The 18850-nt window shown below is 71.5% G+C and carries 19 protein-coding genes; 11 read left to right on the forward strand and 8 right to left on the reverse strand.

What is annotated here, in order from left to right; genetic code table 11:
* Positions 1–36: 36 nt before the first annotated feature.
* Together HNR02_RS19770 and dxs are read left to right on the forward strand one after the other, a co-directional pair.
* Positions 37–1197, forward strand: a complete 1161-nt coding sequence (locus HNR02_RS19770; RefSeq protein WP_179774628.1) for a DUF2786 domain-containing protein — start codon at positions 37–39, stop codon at positions 1195–1197.
* Between the two features lie 283 nt (positions 1198–1480).
* On the forward strand, positions 1481–3391 hold the full coding sequence (dxs, locus tag HNR02_RS19775; RefSeq protein ID WP_179774629.1) for a 1-deoxy-D-xylulose-5-phosphate synthase: 1911 nt from the start codon (positions 1481–1483) through the stop codon (positions 3389–3391).
* A gap of 319 nt (positions 3392–3710) precedes the next feature.
* On the opposite strand, the gene HNR02_RS19780 is transcribed toward dxs, so the two are convergent.
* Both HNR02_RS19780 and HNR02_RS19785 read right to left on the reverse strand, forming a co-directional pair.
* Positions 3711–4346: a formylglycine-generating enzyme family protein gene (locus HNR02_RS19780; protein WP_312861054.1), complete on the reverse strand. Its 636-nt coding sequence runs from the start codon at positions 4344–4346 to the stop codon at positions 3711–3713.
* A gap of 11 nt (positions 4347–4357) precedes the next feature.
* Positions 4358–5242, reverse strand: a complete 885-nt coding sequence (locus tag HNR02_RS19785; protein ID WP_179774630.1) for an NAD(P)H-binding protein — start codon at positions 5240–5242, stop codon at positions 4358–4360.
* Positions 5243–5311: 69 nt separating this feature from the next.
* Here HNR02_RS19785 and HNR02_RS19790 point away from each other — a divergent pair, with 69 nt between their 5' ends.
* Positions 5312–6121: a LysR family transcriptional regulator gene (locus HNR02_RS19790; protein ID WP_179774631.1), complete on the forward strand. Its 810-nt coding sequence runs from the start codon at positions 5312–5314 to the stop codon at positions 6119–6121.
* Here the strand turns inward: HNR02_RS19790 and HNR02_RS19795 are convergent.
* The 6 genes from HNR02_RS19795 to HNR02_RS19820 all read right to left on the reverse strand — a co-directional run bounded on the left by HNR02_RS19795 (position 6108) and on the right by HNR02_RS19820 (position 11053).
* Complete coding sequence (locus HNR02_RS19795; RefSeq protein WP_179774632.1) at positions 6108–7730, reverse strand: purine-cytosine permease family protein; 1623 nt, start codon at positions 7728–7730, stop codon at positions 6108–6110. The genes HNR02_RS19790 and HNR02_RS19795 overlap by 14 nt on opposite strands.
* A gap of 58 nt (positions 7731–7788) precedes the next feature.
* Positions 7789–9012: an NAD(P)/FAD-dependent oxidoreductase gene (locus HNR02_RS19800; protein WP_179774633.1), complete on the reverse strand. Its 1224-nt coding sequence runs from the start codon at positions 9010–9012 to the stop codon at positions 7789–7791.
* Positions 9005–9223, reverse strand: a complete 219-nt coding sequence (locus HNR02_RS19805; RefSeq protein ID WP_179774634.1) for a ferredoxin — start codon at positions 9221–9223, stop codon at positions 9005–9007. Before HNR02_RS19805 ends, HNR02_RS19800 begins: the two co-directional genes overlap by 8 nt.
* Positions 9220–9792: a ferric reductase-like transmembrane domain-containing protein gene (locus HNR02_RS19810; protein WP_179776013.1), complete on the reverse strand. Its 573-nt coding sequence runs from the start codon at positions 9790–9792 to the stop codon at positions 9220–9222. Before HNR02_RS19810 ends, HNR02_RS19805 begins: the two co-directional genes overlap by 4 nt.
* Positions 9793–9828: 36 nt before the next feature.
* Positions 9829–10479: a DUF4142 domain-containing protein gene (locus HNR02_RS19815; RefSeq protein ID WP_246338599.1), complete on the reverse strand. Its 651-nt coding sequence runs from the start codon at positions 10477–10479 to the stop codon at positions 9829–9831.
* Positions 10480–10540: 61 nt separating this feature from the next.
* On the reverse strand, positions 10541–11053 hold the full coding sequence (locus HNR02_RS19820) for a hypothetical protein (RefSeq protein WP_179774635.1): 513 nt from the start codon (positions 11051–11053) through the stop codon (positions 10541–10543).
* A gap of 159 nt (positions 11054–11212) precedes the next feature.
* Between HNR02_RS19820 and HNR02_RS19825 the strand changes: the two genes are divergently transcribed.
* From HNR02_RS19825 to HNR02_RS19860, 8 genes are all read left to right on the forward strand, one after another.
* Complete coding sequence (locus HNR02_RS19825; protein WP_179774636.1) at positions 11213–11764, forward strand: sigma-70 family RNA polymerase sigma factor; 552 nt, start codon at positions 11213–11215, stop codon at positions 11762–11764.
* Entirely contained in the window at positions 11761–12459 is a 699-nt protein-coding gene (locus HNR02_RS19830) for an anti-sigma factor family protein (protein WP_179774637.1), read from the forward strand. Before HNR02_RS19825 ends, HNR02_RS19830 begins: the two co-directional genes overlap by 4 nt.
* A gap of 136 nt (positions 12460–12595) precedes the next feature.
* Positions 12596–14005, forward strand: a complete 1410-nt coding sequence (locus HNR02_RS19835) for a DUF1996 domain-containing protein (RefSeq protein WP_179774638.1) — start codon at positions 12596–12598, stop codon at positions 14003–14005.
* A 74-nt stretch (positions 14006–14079) separates the two neighbouring features.
* Positions 14080–14985 (forward strand): SCO0930 family lipoprotein, encoded by a 906-nt coding sequence (locus HNR02_RS19840; RefSeq protein ID WP_179774639.1) that lies wholly within the window; start codon positions 14080–14082, stop codon positions 14983–14985.
* Between the two features lie 25 nt (positions 14986–15010).
* Positions 15011–15562 (forward strand): sigma-70 family RNA polymerase sigma factor, encoded by a 552-nt coding sequence (locus tag HNR02_RS19845; RefSeq protein ID WP_179774640.1) that lies wholly within the window; start codon positions 15011–15013, stop codon positions 15560–15562.
* Positions 15559–16236, forward strand: a complete 678-nt coding sequence (locus HNR02_RS19850; protein WP_179774641.1) for an anti-sigma factor family protein — start codon at positions 15559–15561, stop codon at positions 16234–16236. The genes HNR02_RS19845 and HNR02_RS19850 overlap by 4 nt, the downstream gene beginning before the upstream one ends.
* Positions 16237–17032: 796 nt before the next feature.
* A complete protein-coding gene (locus tag HNR02_RS19855; RefSeq protein WP_179774642.1) occupies positions 17033–17710 on the forward strand; it encodes a response regulator transcription factor in 678 nt (225 codons plus the stop codon).
* Positions 17707–18849, forward strand: coding sequence for a sensor histidine kinase (locus HNR02_RS19860; RefSeq protein WP_179774643.1), 1143 nt, complete (start codon positions 17707–17709; stop codon positions 18847–18849). Before HNR02_RS19855 ends, HNR02_RS19860 begins: the two co-directional genes overlap by 4 nt.
* Position 18850 lies beyond the last annotated feature (1 nt).

Raw genomic sequence — 18850 nt, forward strand, 5'->3', positions numbered from 1 at the left:
CCGAAAACTGTCGGTGGTGTCCGGCAGGATGTCCCCATGGCCGAGTCCACTGTGGAAAGCTACGCCGTGCTGCTGTGCGATGCCGCGCAGCGGCGGCTGGGTGACGTCGCGGCGCGGGAGCTGGCCGGCCCGCGCTACGGGGAACGGGTGATCGACCGGGCGGCGGAGCTGGCGCTGCGTGAGGTGCTGGCCCGGCTGTGGCGCAGTGGCTGGGAGCCGCGGGACGTGCACCAGATCGCGCTGCGCCGCCTGGACCGGCGGGCGGTGGCGCTGACCGTGGACGTGCTCGCCGCGGAGGCCGCCGTGCGTTCGGCCGCCGCGGTGCCGCCACGCTGGCGGGAGCAGCTCGACGGCATCGGCGCGACGGTCTGGTGGGCGGGGGACAGCCCGTTGCTGGGGCAGTGGGCGCGCAGGCACGCAACGCAGCGCGTGGCGGCGTTGCGGTCTGTGCTCGCGGTCCTGGAGGCGCTGCTGCCGTTGCCGCGGTTGCCGGAGATGCCTGATCCATCCGGCTCGGTGAGCGGGGTCGACGGGAAGGTGCTGGCGCGCATCAGGGCGCTGCTGGCGAAGGCGGAGTCGACGGCGTTCCCGGAGGAGGCCGAGGCACTGTCGGCGAAGGCACAGGAGCTGATGAGCCGGTACTCGTTCGAGCAGGCGCTGGTGGGCTCGCCCGGCGCGCGGACCGGGTCGGCGCGCCGGTTCTGGCTCGATCAGCCTTACCTGGGCCCCAAATCGTCGCTGGTGACGGCGGTGGCGTCGGCCAACCGGTGCCGGGCCGCGTTCTACGCCAAGCTCGGGTTCGTCGCGCTGGTCGGGCACGAGGTCGACCTGGACCTGGTGGAGCTGCTGTCGACGTCGCTGCTGGTGCAGGCGGGCGAGGCGATGCTGGCCGCCGGGCGCCGGTCCCGCACCCGCTCCTTCCGCCATGCGTTCCTGCTGGCCTACGCCGGCCGTGTCGGCGAGCGGCTGGCCGACGCCGACCGTGCCGCGGGCGAGCGGTTCACCGACGAGCGCCTGCTGCCGGCACTGGCCGAGCGGAGCCGGGAGGTGGACAGGCTCTTCGCCGAGTTGTTCCCGCGCACGGTGCCCCGCACGACCACCGTGAGCAACGGCGAGGGCTGGGCCGAGGGCCGCGCGGCCGCCGACCGCGCGCGGCTCACGGTCGAGCGGTCCCGGATCGGCGGAGGTGGTGCATGACAGGTTTTCCACCATCGTGGCCTTGACCGATACACCAGCCCGGTGGACCGAGGGGTGTCACGCACAGTCGTACGTGGTCTCACCGCCTGTCACCGCCCACGGGCGGCGCTGCGCCCTGCCGGTGAGCCCGTGTTCACACGGTTGCGGCACAGGTGGCGCGGCCCTCACCCGGCGATCACGTGACGCGGGGCGTGCGGGGCGGCCGGAGCGCCACGGTTCTCCGTAGACTGGCTGGACGCGCCCTGGAGGGCAGGGTGGGTAATCGACGCGGGTGAGGTGGAAAGTGACGCTGCTGGAGTCCGTGCACGGACCGGCCGACCTGAAGCGCATGGGACACGGCCAGCTCGAGCACCTGGCGGGGGAGATCCGCGACTTCCTGGTCGACAAGGTCCGCCGCTCCGGCGGTCACCTCGGCCCCAATCTCGGTGTGGTCGAGCTGACGCTGGCGCTGCACCGGGTCTTCGACTCGCCCAGCGACGCGATCGTCTGGGACGTCGGTCACCAGTGCTACGTGCACAAGATGGTCACCGGCAGGCACGCGGAGTTCGACCTGCTGCGCCAGCAGGGCGGCCCGTCCGGCTACCCGAACCGGGCCGAGAGCGAGCACGACCTGGTGGAGAACAGCCACGCCTCCACCGCCCTGTCCTACGCGGACGGGCTGTCGAAGGCGTTCGAGCTGGCCGGTGGCGGTCGTCACGCGGTCGCGGTCGTCGGGGACGGCGCGCTCACCGGCGGCATGTGCTGGGAGGCGCTGAACAACATCGCCGCCGAGCCGGGACGTCCGGTGGTGATCGTGGTCAACGACAACGGCCGGTCCTACTCGCCGACCATCGGCGGGTTCGCCGAGCACCTGGCGTCGCTGCGGCTGCAGCCGGGCTACGAGCGGATGCTCGACGGCGGCCGTGACCTGCTGCTGTCCACGCCGGTGGTGGGCAAGCCGATCTACGCGGCGCTGCACGCGGCGAAGGCGGGCATCAAGGACGCGCTGAGCCCGCAGGAGATGTTCTCCGACCTCGGGCTCAAGTACTTCGGGCCGGTCGACGGCCACGACATCGCCGCGCTGGAGAAGGCGTTCCAGGCGGCGAAGGCGTTCGGCGGCCCGGTCGTCGTGCACGCGGTCACCGAGAAGGGCCACGGTTATCCGCCCGCGGTGAACCACGAGGCCGACCAGATGCACCAGACCGACCCGATCGACCCGGAAACCGGCCTGCCCAAGCCGAAGGGCCTGAGCTGGACCGCGGTCATGGGCGACGAGCTGGCGAAGATCGGTGAGGAGCGCGAGGACGTCGTGGCGATCACCGCCGCGATGCTGCGCTCGACGGGCCTGCACAAGTTCGCCGAACGGCACCCGGACCGCTGGTTCGACGTCGGCATCGCCGAGCAGCACGCCATGACGTCGGCGGCGGGGCTCGCGATGGGCGGGATGCACCCGGTGGTCGCGGTGTACTCCACGTTCCTCAACCGCGCGTTCGACCAGCTGCTGATGGACGTGGCGCTGCACCGCCAGCCGGTCACGCTCGTCCTCGACCGCGCGGGCATCACCGGCCCGGACGGCCCGAGCCACCACGGCATGTGGGACCTGTCGCTGCTGGGCATGGTGCCCGGCATGCGGGTCGCCGCGCCGCGCGACGCGCGGACGCTGCGGGAGGAGCTGCGCGAGGCGGTGGCGGTGTCGGACGGGCCGACGGCGCTGCGGTTTTCCAAGGGCAGCGTCACCGAGTCGGTGCCCGCGGTCCGGCGTGTGGGTGCGGTCGACGTGTTGCGCGAGCCGCGCGAGGGTGCGGGCACGGACGTGCTGCTGGTCGCCGTCGGCGCGTTCGCGCCGCTCGGCCTCGCCGCCGCGGAACGGCTCGCCGACCAGGGCATCGGGGTGACGGTCGTGGACCCCCGCTGGGTGCTGCCCGTGCCGCGCGAGCTGGCCGGCCTGGCGCGGGAGCACCGATTGGTCGTGACGGTCGAGGACAGTGGCCGCCACGGGGGGTTCGGCAGCGCGCTGTCGGCGGTGATGCGGGACGCGGAGTGCGACGTGCCGCTGCGGGATCTCGCGGTGCCGCAACGTTTCCTGGAGCACGGCTCGCGCGAGGAGGTACTGGCCGAGGTGGGCCTGACGGCGCAGGACGTGGCGCGCCGGGTGACGGAGTGGGCCTCGAACCTGATCCGCGAGGCGCAGCCCGCGGCGGCTCCCCAGGACTGACGCGCGCACCCGGCCGGGTCCGCGTGCGCGGGGCTTGCACCGCGCACGCGGGTGGGTCTGGATGCGCGAGGCGCGTTGTGCACGGCGCGCCTGGGCGGGTCTGGGCGCACGGCGGTTTGCCCGACGGCGGGGGTTGCTCGCCCGGCCGGGGAGGTGGGGGCGGCTGAGTGGTCGGTTTGCGTTGCCGGGCAGCGTTTTTGTAGGTGGTCGGCGGCGCGGTGCGCGAATGCAGAACTCGAGTGCGAGAGCGTGGGACTCGCCCGGCGGAACGTGGGACTCGCCGACGTCCCCGCGAGTTCCACGTTCCGGTGCGCGACTGTCAGGCGGAGCGCACCACGCGGAAGCCGACGTCGTCGGTGCGGAAGGTGGGGTGGCTGCGGCGCCGGACGGAGGCGCGGCAGCTCCAGTGCTCGTCGAACCAGCCGCCGCCGCGCAGGACGCGGTACTCGCCGTACACCTCGGCGTCGTAGACGTCCCAGCACCAGTCCCACGCGTTGCCGAGCATGTCGTGCAGGCCCCACGCGTTCGGCCGTTTCCCGCCGACCTCGTGGATCCGTTCCCCGGAATTGCCGCGGTACCAGGCGATCTCGTCGAGTTCGCCGTAGCGGGGGCCGGTGGTTCCGGCGCGGCAGGCGTGTTCCCATTCGGCTTCGGTGGGCAGCCGGTAACCGTCGGCGGCCGGGTTCCACTCCCCGGCCGCCGAGTACGCGGGCGTCAGTCCTTCGTGGACGGACAGTGCCACGCAGAACCGGACGGCGTCCTCGAACGACACGCTTTCCACCGGCAGCTGCGCGCCGTCGGACGCGCTCGGCCGCTCACCGGTCACCGCCGCGTACTGTTCCTGCGTCACCGGGACGGCGCCGATCCGGAACGGCCCGACGTCGACCGGCCAGCTGCGCCGCGTCCGCCGGTCCGACAGCACCACGCGCCCCGGCGGCACGGCGATCATCTCCACGAACGCGGAATCTACCCCGCCGCGCGGACGGCCGGTGCGAGCACCTCCTGGCAGAACTGCCGGAACGTGGTGGGCGTGGTCGCCTCCGGGGTGCGTGGTTCGGCGTTGTCGAGGCCGTCGTTCTTGGCCGCCATCATCGCGGCCATACCCTGCGCCATCGCCTCCGACCAGCCCTGCTCCAGCAGACGGGCCCGGAACACCGGAACGGCAACCTCCTGGTAGCGCACCGGTTTGCTCAGCACCTCGGACAGGATGACGGCCATTTCCTCCTGGGACAGGTCTTCCGGCCCGAGCACCGGGACCTCGCCACGCCCGCGCCACGAATCGTCGAGCAGCAGCCGGGCGGCCGCGGCGGCGATGTCCTTCGTCGCGCAGGTAGGCCGTTTGTGGTCACCGGGAGCGGTCCCGAAGAACACGCCGTCGTGAGCCAGCGACGGCGCCTGCTCGAGCACGTTGTCCATGAACGACGGCATCGTCAGCGCACGGTAGGCCACCCCGGACCCGGCGATCAAATCGTCCATCGCCAGCGACATCGACACCAGGCCGTGGTCGCCGGGGATGCCCCGGCCCAGTGACGAAATCCCGACCACCCGCGCCACTCCGTGGCGCACGAACGCGTCACACGCCGTGCGGGTGAAGTCGAGGTAGGCGGATTCGAGGCTCGGTGCGCGGATATCCGGGGGACGCAACCAGAGGACGGCGTCGGCGCCCGCGAACGCCTCGTCGACGACCGCGCGGTCGCCGTGCGAACCGGTCACGATCTCGATCCGTTCCCGGACCTCCGGCGCGATCCGGGAGGGGTCGCGAGCGATCACGCGGACGGGTGCGCCCGCGTCGAGGAGTGCGGTGACGAGCTGGCGGCCGATGCGGCCGGTGGGTGTGGTGACGACGATCATGTGTCCACCATCCGCCCTGGCACCGCGGATCGTCCAATACCTCTTCCCGTCGATTGATACCCTGGTGGCATGGATCTGGACCTGCGGAAGCTGCGGTACTTCACCGCGGTCGCCGAGCACGGGCACTTCGGCCGGGCGGCCGAGAAACTGCACATCGCCCAGCCCGTCCTGAGCAGGCAGATCCGTGCGCTGGAACGGGAACTGGGCTGCGAGCTGCTGGAGCGCACGACCCGTTCAGTGCGGCTGACACCGGCGGGCGAGCAGCTGTACGAGGACGCGCCGGGCGTGCTCGCGACCGCCGTCGCCGCCACGCGGCGGGCCTCCGGGGCGGCCCGGGGCGCCGACCGTCTCACCGTCGGCTTCGCTCCTGGGCTCAGTATCTCCGCTGCGGTGCGGGAGTTCGCGAAGACTCGTCCCGGCGTCGAGGTCGAACTGGTGCGCCTCGACTGGTTCGAGGAGGCCGAGGCGCTGCGGGACGGCCGCGCGGACCTCGGATGCCTGCGGAGGCCGTTCGACGACACCGGTATCCGCACGATCGCCGTGGGCACCGAACCGAAGGTCGCGTGCCTGCCCGCCACGCATCCGCTGGCGTCCCGGCGACGGCTGACCCAGGCCGACATCGACGGCGAGCCGGTGCTGCACGCCCAGCGCCGCCGTATCACCACGATCGAGGAGAAGCTCGAACTGGTCGCGGCCGGACGGGGGATCGCGATGGTGCCGCGCAGCGTCGCCCGCTACTACGCCCGGCCGGACCTGGTGCACCGGCCCATCGCCGGCGCCGATCCGTTCGAGATCTGCCTCGCCGTGGCGGACGGGCATCACCGCCCGCACACGGCGGAGTTCCTGCGCGTCGCCGAGCGGGTGCTCAAGCGCCGCTGACCGGCAGCACGTGCGATCCGGTGCGGTCGGTGCTCAGGCACAGCGAGCAGATCGTCCCGCCTGCCGCGCTCGCGGTCATGTCCGGGCGCTCGTACGGCTCGCCGCACACCACGCAGTCGTACCGGGTGCCGCTGGGGTTGCCGTCCGCGTCGAGCAACGGCTCCCTGATCCCGTCTCCGGTGCGGCGCAGGTAGAACCGGCCGCGGGTGAGGATCGCCATCAGCGGCGTCAGCACCACCGCGATCGCCACGGCCACCAGCGGCGAGTACGGCTGGATCCGGTCGCCGAACAGTCCGAAGTAGACGGCGATCGACAGCACTGACGAAGCCGCGAACGACACGACCCCGACGGGGTTCACCGCGTACAGCATGCCGCGCCGGAACTCCGGCTGCCTCGGTGACAGCTTCAGCAGGTACTTGTTCACCCCGATGTCCGTGGCGACCGTGACCACCCACGCCATCGCGCAGTTGGAGTAGAAGCTCAGCACGGTGTTGAGGAAGCTGAACATGTTCGCCTCCATCAGCACCAGCGCGATGGCGAGGTTCACCAGCACGAACACCAGCCGCCCCGGGTAGTGCTTCGTGACGCGCGTGAACGAGTTCGTCCACGCCAGCGAACCGGAGTAGGCGTTGGTCACGTTGATCTTCACCTGGCTCAGCACGACCAGCACCAGTGCCAGCGGGACCACCAGCCACGGCGGCATCATCCGCTCGAACACCCCGGTGAACTGCTCGATCGGCTCGACCGCGGCGGCCGCGCCGACGGCGCCAAGGACGTAGACGGCCATGAACACCCCGATCGCCTGCTTGACCGCGCCGAACAGCACCCATCCCGGACCGGCCAGCACCACCGCCGTCCACCACGCCCGCCGGTTGCCCGCCGTCCGCGGCGGCATGAACCGCAGGTAGTCGATCTGCTCGCCGATCTGGCCCATCAACGACAGGCATACGCCCGCCCCGAGCATCACCGCGGCCGTGCTCAGCCCGGTGCCTTCGCTTCCTTCGTAGGACAGCCAGTCCGCCACCGACTCCGGCTCGGTGGCGACGAGGAACACCAGCGGCGCCACCATCAGCAGCAGCCACAACGGATTCGTCCAGCTCTGCAGTTTCGCGAGCGCCTTCATCCCGTAGACCACGAGCGGGATGATGACCACGGTGGACAGCAGGTATCCCAGCCACAGCGGCAGTCCCAGCGCGAATCGCAGTCCCTGCGCCATGATCGAGCCCTCGGTGGCGAAGAAGATGAACGTGAAGCTGGCGAAGATGACGCTGGTGATCACCGAACCGTAGTAGCCGAACCCGGAGCCGCGCGTGATCAGGTCGAGGTCGATGTTGTACCGGGCGCCGTAGTAGGCCAGCGGGAAGCCGGTGACGAAGATGACCACCGCCGCGACCCCGATCGCCAGCAGGGCGTTGCCGGTGCCGTGGGTCAGGCCGATTCCGGCGCCGATCGAGAAGTCCGCCATGTAGGCGATGCCGCCCAGCGCGGACGCCCCGACGACCGCCGGCGTCCACCGGCGGTACGTGCGGGGTGCGAAGCGGAGGGTGTAGTCCTCCAGCGTTTCCGTGGTCGCCCGCGCCGGGGCGGGTGCAGCCGTGGTCGCGTCCATGGGCTGCGACGGTAGGAACCACCTGTTGTGATCGCGTGTCCGCGGGATTGTCCTCGTGTTAAGCCAGCAGGTCGGCGAAGTCCGGTTCCGCGGCCGGCACCGGGACGGGGACGGGTTCCGGGGCGGGCAGCCGCCGGTGCAGTTCCTCGGTCCAATGCAGCATCGCGCGCGGCCGGTCCCAGCCCGCCGCGCCGACGAGCTGCCCGCCGCGCACGAACCCGGTGATCCCGGGCGCGAGCTGCACCGTGTCCTCGGCGAGCGAGGGCATGCCGACCATCTGCAGCCGCGCGTCGTAGAGGCTGGACCAGGCTCGCGGCATCGGCGTGAACGGTTGCGCGCCGAGGCGGCCGTTCATGAGGTTTTCCGCTGCGGCGCGGCCGGATTCGACCGCGTTGAGCCAGTGTTCGACCCGCCGTGGCACCTCGTCGAAGCGCAGGTTGGGCCAGCACGCGACGTCACCGGCGACCACGACATCGTCCGCGCCCTCGGCGAACAGCGTCGCCTCGCACAGCACGCCGTCCTCGATCACCAAACCGGATCCGCGCAGCCAGTCCACCGCGGGCACGCTGCCGATCGCCAGCACGACGCAGCTGGCCACGACGAGCTTGTTGTTCGTCAGGTGCAGGCCGAACGCGTCCTTCGTGCTGATCCAGTGCCGCACCTCCGACCGCATCGCCAGGTGCGCACGGTGCCGCAGCTGGATGTCGCTGACGGATTCGGCGATGCGGGTGCCGAACCGGTGCAGCGGCGCGCGGGCGTGCCCGACGAGCGTCACGTCGCGGCCCATCTGCCGCATGCTCGCGGCGAACTCGCAGCCGATCAGCCCGCTGCCGATCACCACCGCCGGTTTGCTGCTGGCCGCCAGCGCCTTGCGGATCGCGGCCGCGTCCTCCACGGTGCGCAGCACGCGCACGCGCGGGTCGTGCCGCGGGGAGCCGGGCAGGTGGCGGGGCACCACGCCGGTCGCGACGACCAGCCCGTCGTACCACAGCTCCTCGCCGCCGGGCAGGTGCACGACCCGCTGCAGCGTGTCCAGGTGCGTGGCGCGCGTGCCCAGCCGCCAGTGCGCGTCGAGGTCGGTGTAGGCCTGCAACGTCGCGTCGGGTGGCCGGATCGTGCCCATCGTCAGCTGCTTGGACACCATCGGCCGGTGGTAGGGCCTGCGCGCCTCGTCGCCGACGATCACCAGTTCACCGTCGAAACCCAGTTCCCGCAGGCGTTCCGCGGCACGCAGCCCGGCCACGCCCGCCCCGACGATCACGATCCGGTCGCCGTCACTCATCGAAGACCCCCTTGATCTGGATGGCCTGCATGGGGCAGCTCCGGGCCGCCGCGACGGCGGGTTCCCAGTCCTCCTCGGTGATCCGCGGCCGGTAGCGCAGGCGCCCGTTGCGTTCCAGCTCGAAGACCTCCGGCGCCTCCCACTGGCAGGTGCCGAACAGTTCGCACCGCTCGTTGTCCACGCTCACGCGTGGTCCCTTGCGCAGTTTCACACGAGCTCCTCGACCAGGCCGATGCGTTCGAGCACCCGCGCGGGCAGGAAGCGCAGCACGGCCAGCGTCACGGTCGGCACGAGCAGCGTGATCCCGCCCAGCCACAGCAACGCGAGATGACCGTTGGCGATCGCCCCGAAGAACGAGTGCAGCGCGGTCAGCGCGACCGCGGGATAGGCGAGCCGGTGCACCCACAGCCAGCGGCGGTAGGCGGTGTAGCGCTGCAGGCCGGCGGTGAGCGCGACGGCGAACATCAGCTCCAGGCCGATGATCCCGAAACTGTGCCGCGCCAGCCCGTTGAACGGCACGGTCAGCTGCACCACGGTGAACGCGTCGCTGGTCAGGAACAGGAACGAGAACGCGTGCACCACGCCGAAGGCCAGCGCCAGCGTGGCGAGGGCGACGTGCCCGCTGCGCAGCGCCTTGCGGCCGGTGACGTTGCGGACCCATCCGGTGGCGGTGAGGACGCCCCAGCACAGGGTCAGGCACAGGAACGCGTACGCCAGCCGCGCGGAGAACGCCGCGACACCACGCAAACCGGTGTCCGCCGTCTGCTGCGCGAGCGGCATCAGGGAGTCGAGGGCCGGGGTCACGGGCACCGCCGGTCAGGTTTCACTCGCGGGGACATGCTTTTCTCCTGGTCTTCTTCGCTTGGCGGGATGGCGGATCAGCCACAGCACGAGCACCGTCGCTCCGCACAGCAGCGCGGCCAGTACGACGGTGGCGAGGATGTCGGTGGCCGCCAGGTCGAGTGCCGCTCCGGCGGAGGCGGACGCGGTGCCGCTCACCGGCTCGGGGAGCTGGGTGTAGTCGACCAGCCCGGTGCTCTCCAGCAACGTGATGTGCCGGAGCACCACCTGGTTCGCCGAGGCGGCGAACGCGCGGATCTCGTCGTCGCGGGTGTTCGCCCGCACCTGCGCGATGATGCCGAAGATGACGCCGTGCGCGGCGCGCAGGCGGTTGACGAAGACACGTTCGAACTCGGCGGGCGAGGGCGCGTCCCGCATCTCGGCGAGCCAGCGCTGCTGGTCGGCCGTCGGCTGATCGGGCAGGGTCACGCCGCGACGCTGCGCCAGCGCGCGCGTGGCCACGTCGAGACGCCCGTGGTCGACCATCAGCGTCATGCCGACGTCCTTCACGTGCTGGTCCCGCGCGCGCGTGCGCGCCCAGTCGCCCGCGGGCATCTCCCACAGCCCGGCCTGCCGCACCCGGATGATCAGATCGCGTTCGGCCGTACCCGGTTCGGTCTGCGCCATCACATTCCGTGGTACGGCCAATTGGACGAACGACACGATGAAAAGGAGCGCGAGGAGGCGTTTACGGACCGAAGGCATCGGATTGTCCCGGATCCGCGGTCACCCGCACTGTGTTCCCGTCGGGGGTGACGGGAAACCACGCGCCGCCCGCGCCGAGGCCGCCCGTTTCGCCGGGCATTTCGTCGGCCCGGTAACGGTAGAGCGGGAAACCGGCGAGCGTCACCTGGTCCGTTCCGTCGGAGCGCGTCATCGAACCGGCGAGCGCCGGGTCGATGCCGTGCAACTGCCGCGCCGCGGCGGCGGGCACGGGCTGCCACGCCCGGGTGCACGCGCTGTCACACGCGGACCGGGGCGGATCGGCATCGTCCTTGTCGTAGCGGTACAAAGTCAGTCCCGCACCGTCGACCACGATCTGGCCGAGGTCGAAGGCGCGCACGGCGTTCAGCGCCGGTGCCGCCTCCGGTGCGGACATCGACCGGGGCGGCAACGGCGCGGGGGAGCCGGTGTCGCACGCGGTGAGCACCACGAGCGCCGCGACGGCGGCGAGCGGTGTCAGCGCAGGGGGTCGGGGCACGTCGGTAAGCCTTTCTGTGGATCCACAGTGGACAAAAAGGTCGCGGTACGGGGGAAACCGTCAGCGAGGGATACGACCGGGGCGTGGACCCGGTTCAAAGAATCTCGCGAAAAATTTCGTACTGGACTCACCAGCCGGAATGACGCAAAGATGTGCGCCGTGGGCCGCCACAGCCGAATTCTCCGTTCCGTGGTCGTCCCTGTGCCCGATCCGGTACAGGACGACGATCTCGCCACGGCGTTGTACCGGGAGTTCGGCCGCCCGCTGCTCGCGTTCGTGATCACCCTGACCGGGGGTGACCGGCTGTGGGCCGAGGACGTCGTGCAGGAAACCCTGATCAGGGCCTGGCGCAACGCCGACAAGCTCGACCGGGAGCCGGAGATGCTGCGTGCCTGGTTGCACACCGTGGCCCGCCGCATCGTCATCGACGGCTGGCGCAGCCGCCGCGCGCGGCCGCAGGAGGTCGAGGAACCCGACGCGAACTTGGTCGGGGTGCCGGACGAATCGGACAGGACTCTGGCCGCGATGATGCTCTACGAAGCACTGCAGACTCTGTCCGCGGAGCACCGTGAGGCGGTTCTGCAGACCTACCTGCAGGACCGCACGGTCAACGAGGCGGCCGCGAAGCTCGGTGTGCCGCCGGGCACGGTGAAGTCCCGGATCTACCACGCGGTCCGGGCGTTGCGCCGCGCGCTGAAGGAGCGGGGATGAGCGGCGTGGGCAAGGTGACGCACACCGACATCGCCGCCTACGTCCTCGGCGTGCTCGACGACGCCGACAACGCGGCGTTCGAAGCGCACCTGCTGGACTGCCCCAACTGCCAGCTCGACCTCCTGGAACTACACGGCCTGCCGGACATCCTGAACGACGTCCGCCGGTACTGGCCGGAGCCGCCGGTGCCCGCGCCGCGGGTGCTCGCGCCGATGCTCGACGAGGTCGCCGACATCCGGCGGCGCCGCACGCTGGTGCGCCGCCTGGTGGCCGTCGCGGCCCTGCTGCTGATCATCGCGGGCCCACTGGTGACGCTGGCCGTCACGCCGTCGCAGGCCCCGGCGCCCGCCGTGGCGAGCGGGCCCCCGCCGCCCCCGCCCCCGCCGACGACGGGCGGGAGCCGCTTCACCGGCAGCGAAACCGGTCAGGCACTGCGCTCCGAGGTGTTCGTGATGCCGACCGAGTGGGGCGCGGCGGTGCGGCTCGACCTGTCCGGCGTCAGCGGGCCGCTGCGCTGCCACCTCGTCGCGGTCGACTGGGCCGGGCGGCAGGAGACGGTGGCGAGCTGGACCGTGCCCGCCGTGAAGACCGAGCCGATGCTCATCTCCGGCGGCACCGCGTTCGAGCCACAGGACATCGAGAAGTTCCAGATCCGCACGGAGTCCGGTGCGGTCGTCGCCAGCATCGAGCGCTGAACAGGAAGTATAACGACAAGATAACGGCAAGGTCGCGTTCTGAACTCGGCCGGACGTTGGTCCGTATCCCTCTGTGGCGGGCTCGGGGGAGCCGTTCCGTCCCACATCCCCACCCACATCCGAGGTGAGCACACCCATGGCCCGAAACGAAGGCAGGCACCGCGTCCCGCGCCGGACCAAGATCGCGACACTGGCGCTCGGCATGGCGCTCGCGGCCGCCGGCGTCACGTTCGCCACCACCGCCGGTGACCCCGGCCAGGCCGGTGCCGACGAGGTCGACCCCGCGTTCTTCGTCGACATCACCACCGTCGCCCCGAACGTGACCGAGGTGCGGCCGAACCGCCGTGCCTCCACCGGCACGTTCACGGTCGACTGCGGCCGCAACGAGAACGGCCACTTCAACCCGGACAACTTCATCGCCCAGCCCGGCGTGCGCAACGGCGCCCAGCACCTGCACGACTACGTCGGCAACCTCTCCACCAACGCCGACTCGACCAACGAAAGCCTGCTGCGCGCCGGGACCACGTGCCGCAACGGGGACAAGTCGACCTACTTCTGGCCGGTGCTGCGCATCGACCGCGAGGACGAGGAGGAGGCCAACGAGCCGGAAGACGCCGCCGGACTGGCGGCCCAGCGCGCCGCGGCCGAGGAAACCGAGGACGTCACGCAGGTCGAATGCCCGGACGTGGCCAGCCAGCTCGAAGAGGTCCCGGACGCGGCGATGGAGGCCGTGGACGCCGAACTGGAGGCGCTGGACCAGCAGGAGGCCACCGCCGACGAGCAGATCGCCGCGGACCCCACCCAGGAGGCCGCGGTGCTGGAACCGTTGCGGCAGCAGCGGTCGGCCAGCATGGAGCGCATCAGCCAGGCCACCGGGCAGCAGCTCGACCAGGCGCAGGCCGGGTGCGCGATCGAGGACGCCCAGCGCCGTGGCATTCCCGACGGCGACGAGAACGGTGAAGGCGACGACGCCGAAGAGCCGCCCGCGGACGACAACAGCGAGATCGGCGGCAACGACGGTGAGATCCAGCGGCCGGAGTCGGTGAACCTGACCTTCCGCGGCAGCCCGGTCGGGCCGGTGCGGGCGATGCCGAAGTTCCTCCGCGTGCTCTACGGCGACGCCAAGCAGGGCACCAACGGGCCGAAGAACGCCCGCGCCAGCTGGACGTGCACCGGCTTCGAGGACCGGCTGATCGATCAGTACCCGATCTGCCCGGAAGGCAGCAAGGTCGAGCGCATCCACGACTTCCCGAGCTGCTGGGACGGCCGCAACATCGACAGCGCCAACCACCGCGACCACATCGTCTTCCCCGAGGCCGACGGCCGGTGCCAGCGCGGGTTCCGGGCGGTGCCGCAGCTGCGCGTCACCCTGGTCTACGACGTGCCGCGCGACGTCCAGGTCGCCGGTCAGTACAAAGTGGACTCATTCCCGGAGGAGAGCCACAACCCGAAGTCCGACCACGACGACTTCGCCAACGTGATGTCGCAGCGGATCATGAACCGGCTCGTCTGGTGCGTCAACCGGGATCGCACGTGCAGCGAGTGAAAGAAGCCTGAACCGGCGGGCGGCGGCGGACGTGTTCAGGGCGCCGGAGATGCCCAGACACGCAAGGAGACGACATGAGTCCGCGTTTCGTCCTTCCCGCCGCCGCCCTCGCCGGACTCGCGCTCCTCGGTGCCTGCGGGTACGGCGAGCCCGAGCTCGCGGCGCCGGTCGTGATCCAGCAGGCGGCGGCCGAGTCCGCGGTCGGCGTGGTCGCGTCCGACGTCAGCGGGCTCGGGCCAGTGCTGACCGACGCCAACGGGATGACGCTGTACCGGTTCGATTCCGACACCGCGAAGCCACCCAAGTCCGCCTGCGAGGGCGAGTGCGCCACCACGTGGCCGCCGCTCGTCGCGGACGGTGCGGTCGACGTGCGCGGCGTGGACTCGCGGCTCGTCGGCACGGTCACCCGCGCCGATGGCACCCAGCAGGTGACGGTCGGCGGCTGGCCGGTCTACCGCTACGCCAAGGACACCGTGCGCGGTGAGGCCAAGGGCCAGGGCGTCGGCGGCACCTGGGCGGCGATCACGCCGACCGGCGCCAAGGCCGCCACGCCGGAGACCGCGATCCGCACCACGAACATCCCCGGCCTGGACACCGTCCTCACCGACGGCGAGGGCCGCACGATCTACCTGTTCACCAAGGATGCGAAGAACCCGCCGAAGACCACCTGCGAAGCCGAATGCGCCACCGCCTGGCCGCCCGTCGTCGCCCGCGGCGAGACGCGGATCGAGGGCCTGGACCCGAAGCTGGTCGGCACGGTCACCCGGCCCGACGGGACCGAGCAGGTCACCGTCGGCGGCTGGCCCGTCTACACCTACGCCAAGGACACCGCGCCCGGTCAGGCCACCGGCCACACCGTGGGCGGCGTCTGGTTCGCGCTCGAAGCAGGCGGCTGCAAGATCTCCGCGGACAAGAAGCCTCTCGCCACCACCGCCACGCCGGGCACGGCGCCGAGCAGCTCCGGTGGCTACGACTACTGACCCCACCAGCGAGGAGTGAGTGCGGATGCCGGTGCTACGGGCCGCGAAACGCGCGGCGGTCGCCGACGAAGCCCTGATCCGGGCGCTGTACGAGGAGCACGGGCGCGCCTTGCTCGCCTACGCCACCCGCCTGACTGGTGACCACGCCGCCGCCGAGGACGCCGTGCAGGAGACGCTGGTGCGGGCGTGGCGGCATCCGGACACCCTCGTCAACGGCAAGGGGTCGGTGCGTGGATGGTTGCTGACCGTGACGCGCAACATCATCGCCGACCGCTACCGCGCGAAGGCGGCCCGGCCCGCGGAGGTGGCGGAAGTGCCCGCGGCGCCACCGGTCGCGGCCGATCATTCCGACGCCGTGGTCGACTCGATGGTCGTGCTCGACGCGATGGAAGCGCTTTCGGCCGAGCACCGCGACGTGCTGAGGGAGATCTACTTCCGCGGCCGGAGCGTCGCCGAGGCCGCGGAAACTCTCGGGGTTCCGCCGGGCACGGTGAAGTCCCGGTCGTACTACGCGCTCAGAGCGATGCGCCAGACGTTCGGCGGCCGTCGCGCCGTGGTCGGAGAGGTGGCCGGATGACGACGAGTCACGATCCCGGAGCGCTCGCCGCGTGGCTGCTCGGAGCCCTCGAGCCGGAGGAGATGCGCGCGATGGAGCAGCACCTGTCCTCGTGCCGGCGGTGCCAGGCCGAGGTGGCGTCACTGCGGATGGCGCGCGATGCACTGCAGGTCGTCCCCCCGGAAGCGATGCTCGACGGTCCTCCGGAGGGCAGCGATCTCTTGTTGCGGCGCACCCTGAACCAGGTGCGGTCCGAACGCGCGTCCCGGGTGCGCCGCAACCGTCTGGTGACAGCCGCGGCGGCGGTGGCGGTCGCGATCGCGGTGGCGGCCGGGGGAGCGGTGATCGGCCGCACCACGGCGCCGTCGTCCGTGACGGCGCAGGAGCCCGGCACGCGGAACGTGTCGGCCACCGATGCCGCAACGGGCGCCTCGATGTCGGTGGCGGTGCGCCCAGCGGCGGGCTGGGTCCGGTTGTCGGCCTCGGTCGAGGGCATCCCGCAGGGCCAGAAGTGCCGCCTGGTGGTGTTCTCCCGCGACGGCTCGCGTGTGGAAGCAGGCAGCTGGCTGGTGTCGGCCGCCGGGGCACGGGAAGGCACCGCGCTGGACGGTTTCGCCCTGGTGTCGCCCGCGGACGTGGCCTCGGTGGCGGTGGAGAACCTCGACGGACGGCGATTCGTGGAGGTGCGGGTGTAGCGAGGGTGAGCGCCAGCGAGCTGCTTGAACCCCGGAGCTGGGTGATCATCCCGTCGCCTGATACCGGACGATCACCTTGAGCCAGGGCCGCAACCTCCGTGCTCGCGTGAGTTGACACTTTTGATCTTTGAAGCCGTGCCTTCGGCTGGCTCGGTGACGGCTGGGCGCGCTGGCGGCCGGTAGTCGGTCGGCTTGGGTTCGACCTCCCCCGCCCCTCCGTGTGGATGGTTTTGGTCGCTGATCAGCGGCGTCAAGGCGGGAAAGATTACCTTGACCCCGCTGATCAGCGACCAAAGCAGGCTCAGGATGAGGGGCGGGGGAGGTCTGGGTACGTCGTGGTCCGGCTTGCGTTGCCGGGCTCCGGTACCGCTTCGGCCAACACGCCGCCCGGAAGGGCCAACACGCCGCCCGGAGCGGCCAACACGCGCGTGTTGGCCGCTCCGGGCAGCGTGTTGGCTGCTCCGGGCGTCGAGTTGGCTGCTCCGGGCGATGGAGGTCCGGGCAGGTCGGAGTCCGGCTTGCTTGCGGGGCGACGTTGCTGGCTTGCCGCCGGGCGGCGCCGGTGCTGCCGTGAGCAGGTGGCTCGCGTTCCGCGCACCGCTTCCCACTGCGTCAGGCGCTACCAATGCCACAGTGGGGAACGTCCGGCTCAGGCGCCCGCGCCGCCGTCCACCGGGACGATTCAACATTCTGGCCCCGGTCACCCGACCCTGGTGCAGACCAGGTCGAATCCACCCAGAACGGCCCGCGAAGTCCATTGAGGTAACTCTCAGGAATGTGTGGCACCGTGGTCGCCGTGCGAATTCTGGTAGTCGAGGACGAGGCGCCGCTGGCCGACGCGATCGCGCGGGGCCTGCGCCGGGAGGGGATGGCGGTCGACGTCGCGCTCACCGGTGACGAGGGCCATGAGAAGGCGAGCATCACCCGGTACGACGTGGTGCTGCTGGACCGGGACCTGCCCGGCATGTCGGGTGACGAGCTGTGCCGTCAGATCGTGTCCTCCGAGGAGCTGACCCGCGTCCTGATGCTGACCGCGAGCGGCACGGTCAGCGACCGCGTCGAGGGTCTGTCCCTCGGCGCCGACGACTACCTGGCCAAGCCCTTCGCCTTCCCCGAGCTGGTCGCCCGCGTGCGCGCGCTGGGCCGCCGCGCCACCCCGGCCGCGCCGCCGCTGCTCACGGTCGGCGACGTCGAGCTGGACCCGGCCAAGCGCAGCGTCCGCCGCGCGAACGGGCCGGTCGAGCTGACCCGCAAGGAGTTCGGCGTGCTCGAGGTGCTGATGTCCGCCAAGGGTGGCGTGGTCAGCAGCGAGGAGCTGCTGGAGCGGGTGTGGGACGAGAACGCCGACCCGTTCACCACGACGGTGCGGGTGACGGTGATGACCTTGCGCAAGAAGCTGGGCGAACCTGGGATCATCGAGACCGTGGTGGGATCCGGGTACCGGGCACGCGACACCGGCCCCGCGAAGGGGTGAGTTCGCGGCCGGCACGCACGCCGGTACGCAGCCTGCGGGCGCGCATCACGCTGCTCGCGACCGGGCTCGCGGCCGGCGTGAGCCTCGTGCTGCTCTGGCTCGCCTGGACGCTCGTCGGCGACGCGGTGGCCGCCGTGCCGCAGATGCCGCCGGGCACGGTCGTGCGCGTCGACGGCGTGGACGTCGACGCTGCCGCGCTCGCCCAGCACCTGCGTGACCACGCGCGCGACAAGATGCTGCTGGCGGGCACGATCGCGTTCTGCTGCGTGGTGCTGGCCACCGCGATCCTGGCGTGGACGTTCACCTCCCGCGTGCTGCGGCCGCTGCGGGAGATCACCGGTACGGCGCGGCGGCTGTCGGTCGAGTCGTTCGGTGAGCGCATCGGCGAGGTCGACGCCCGCGGCGAGCTGGCCGAACTGGCCCACACCTTCGACGCGATGCTCGACCGCCTCCAGTCGGCGTTCGACGCGCAACGCCACTTCGTCGCCAACGCCAGCCACGAGCTGCGCACCCCGCTGTCGGTGATCCGTACCGAACTGGACGTCACGCTCGCCGACGACCGGGCCGACACGGCCGAGCTGCGCCGCATGGCCGGGGTGGTGCGGGACGCGACCGAGCGCGCCAACCAGCTCGTCGGCTCGCTGTTGCTGCTCGCCCGCACCGACGGCGCGGGACTGGTGGTGACCGAACCGGTCGATCTCGCCGCCGTCGCCGCCAGCGCGTGGCGCGCGGTGTCCGGGGAGGCCGACCAGCGTGGCATCACAGCGACCTTCCACACCGAACCCGCGTGGTGCACGGGCGATCCGGCGCTGCTGGAACGGATCGCGGGCAACCTCGTGGAGAACGCGGTGCGGCACAACGTCGACGGCGGCTGGATCGAGGTCACCACGCACGGCGGCGCGCAGTGGTCGACGGTGCGGGTGCGGTCCTCGGGTGGCCTGATCGACCCCGAGACGGTGGGGGAGCTGTTCGAACCGTTCCGCCGCGCGGGCGTGGCGCGCACAGCCCGTCACGGCGCGGGACTCGGCCTGTCGATCGTCCGGGCGGCGGTCGAGGCGCACGACGGGCAGGTCGCGGCGGAACCGGTGGTCGGCGGGGGACTGGCCGTCACCGTCCGCCTGCCCGCCACACCCGTCTGAG

The sequence above is a fragment of the Amycolatopsis endophytica genome (genome assembly GCF_013410405.1).
Taxonomy (GTDB): Bacteria; Actinomycetota; Actinomycetes; order Mycobacteriales; family Pseudonocardiaceae; genus Amycolatopsis_E; species Amycolatopsis_E endophytica.